The 1,272-nt window shown below is 52.1% G+C and carries 2 protein-coding genes; both read right to left on the bottom strand.

Translation table 11 applies throughout. The features are described 5' to 3' along the window. Positions 1-56 precede the first annotated feature (56 nt). Positions 57-893, bottom strand: coding sequence for an IS3 family transposase (locus tag D6877_RS18505; protein ID WP_241662924.1), 837 nt, complete (start codon positions 891-893; stop codon positions 57-59). Then, positions 890-1,195 (bottom strand): transposase, encoded by a 306-nt coding sequence (locus D6877_RS30000; protein WP_241089403.1) that lies wholly within the window; start codon positions 1,193-1,195, stop codon positions 890-892. Before D6877_RS30000 ends, D6877_RS18505 begins: the two co-directional genes overlap by 4 nt. Positions 1,196-1,272: the final 77 nt, after the last annotated feature.

Raw genomic sequence — 1,272 nt, forward strand, 5'->3', positions numbered from 1 at the left:
CCCTGTGGGAGCTGGCTTGAACTGGTCAAGTAATCCCAGACACCGGTTACGGTGTTTTAGGCAGCTTTCTGCTCCATCGCTATTGGCGACAGATAACTGTTGTAGCTGTGAAGCCGGGTGCGGTTGTAATACACGAAGAAACGCACCATGTCGGTTTCTGCTTCATCGATCAGGCTGTAGCCGCTGCGAGGCACCCATTCTGATTTCAAGGTTCCAAAAAAACGCTCTGTCGGAGCGTTATCCCAGCACTGGCCACGATGACTCATGCTTTGCAAGATGCCATGGCTCATTAGTTCTTGTTGAAACTTGCGACTGGTGTATTGGCAACCCTGATCCGAGTGAAACATCAGTCCCGGCGGGCATGTTCGTATCTGTGTCGCCATGCGTAGCGCCTTGCTGACCAAGTTAGCGTCATTGACCAGCGAGAACGCCCAACCAATGACCCGGCGAGCAAACAAGTCGATCACAATGGCTACATGAACCCAGCGCTTGCCCACCATCAGACTGGTAACGTCTCCACACCAGACCTGATTAACCGCCGTTGCCTTGAAATTTCGTTTGAGCAGATTGGGTGCGACAAATGCTTCAACTCCCCTGGATCTAAATGGATGCGGTTGGCGCTGTTTGCTGACAATGTTTGCCTCTCTCATTAGCGCTCTGACAAGACTCCTTCCCGCCGCTATGTTTTGGGCCTTCAGACCTTTGCTGATCATTCTGGAGCCCATGGCACCCCGGCTTTCGCTGTGCAGTTCAACCACTTTCAGCTTGAGTTCTTCGCGTTTTATCTGTGGCTTGGCGAGCCGCTGAAGCCACTCGTAAAAGCTGCTGCGCTTCACATCGAAAACACGGCACAGAGTGGCAGTCGGAAAAGACTCTCTTAGCTCCGCGATCATCGAAAACGATCGGGATCCGACATCAAGAGAGCAGTAGCCTTTTTTAAGATATCGGCTTCTATCTCCATGCGTTTGATCTTGGCTTTCAGCTCCTGAATCTCGCGCTTGTCGTCGGTAATCGCTTTAGTGCCATTGACCGGCTGTCCTTCGCGTTCTTTGCGAACTTGGTCCACCCACCGCCTTAAGGCGGTAGGGCCTATATCCAGCGATGCGCAAACGTCTGGAACCGGGCAGTTGTCGTCAAGCACCATGCTGGCAGCACGCAGCTTGAATTCGCGGGTATAAATCTTTCTTTCGTTCATGAAACCTCCAGATTGGCGAAATCATATCGCCCTTAAGAGGTGTCCGGAATTATTAGGCCAGTTCAGCTTGCCAGCGA

The sequence above is a fragment of the Pseudomonas sp. Sample_9 genome, assembly GCF_004307535.1.
GTDB lineage: Bacteria > Pseudomonadota > Gammaproteobacteria > Pseudomonadales > Pseudomonadaceae > Aquipseudomonas > Aquipseudomonas mercuritolerans.